This is a genomic window from Sulfuricurvum sp. PD_MW2, from assembly GCF_002633015.1.
Lineage (GTDB): Bacteria > Campylobacterota > Campylobacteria > Campylobacterales > Sulfurimonadaceae > Sulfuricurvum.
Genome location: NZ_NSIU01000075.1, coordinates 1 through 1,029, shown reverse-complemented (window position 1 = coordinate 1,029; position 1,029 = coordinate 1). Strand labels below are relative to the sequence as shown.

Sequence of the window (1,029 nt, the reverse complement as noted above, 5' to 3'; positions counted from 1 at the left end):
ACCTTAAAGTTATAATGGCAATAAAGATCAATTTTTATCTTCAACAAAACAATAAGATTTTAAATACAATCATCCACATTGGTTTTTATTTTTTAAAATAAGACTGGTTTTTATACACCTTAGACTGTATTTAGCAAGAAAAAATAGTATAAACTTCAAAAATCAGCATGAGTATAAACGACAAATAAGAGTGAAATTTTCTATTCGAAAAAACAGACAATTGTAGTGTTTCTCGCTTTAACTGCTTATAGTAACTAGCCTTTAAAATAGCGTAATATAGGGGATTAATCATTTATTATGCGACAAAAATGATGGAACAAAAATTGTATTAAGAAGGGTATATAATTACAAGGAAAATACCATGTCTATCCAAAGCTATATCGCTGACAACAAACTCGAATGGATGATCGTTTACAACGCACCGACCGACGCGTACAAATATGCCTATCGCGGGTGTCTTGTCGTCACAGAAGGAAAAGTGATCACTCCGGATAAAAGCCTCCCTCCAAAAGAGATCGTAAAACAAGTTATCCTTGCTACCAACTCAGACAAAATCGACTTTTTGGCGTGCGAACTCACATCTTTGGATGTTTTTGAAGGTTTCGTAGCGAAATACAAAGAGTTCTTAACTCCTGAGGGAAAATACCTCCTTTTCGTCTCTGACATCATCGGAAAAGGGACATTCGTATATGAGGGGATTACATTCAACACATTTGCATTGGATGAAAGCTCTGTATGGAATGACCTCCTCGACATCGCTGATCTTCCAAAAGGTGATTTGAAAAAGATGTCCGATAAAGAGAAAATCGATGCAGTCGTTAAAGAGACACTACGCAGCAATCTTCGCCTCAGCGAAAAAAGCTACGAAGAGATCAAATCCTACCAACGCGGCGGAAAACTCTCATTTGGAGCAGTTTAATCCCCTATTCTTCTCTTCCCCTTTTTAAGGGGGAAAATCCACAATATTATTCTCTTTACTTATCCACACGTTATTTTCTCATTACGAAACGCTACATAAATGTCGTATTC

Annotated in this window: 1 protein-coding gene; it reads left to right on the top strand. The window is 36.2% G+C overall.

Going from position 1 to position 1,029, the window contains the following annotated elements:
* The first annotated feature begins 361 nt into the window (after positions 1-361).
* Positions 362-919, top strand: coding sequence for a hypothetical protein (locus CJD30_RS11690; protein ID WP_294919359.1), 558 nt, complete (start codon positions 362-364; stop codon positions 917-919).
* The last annotated feature ends 110 nt before the right edge of the window (positions 920-1,029 follow it).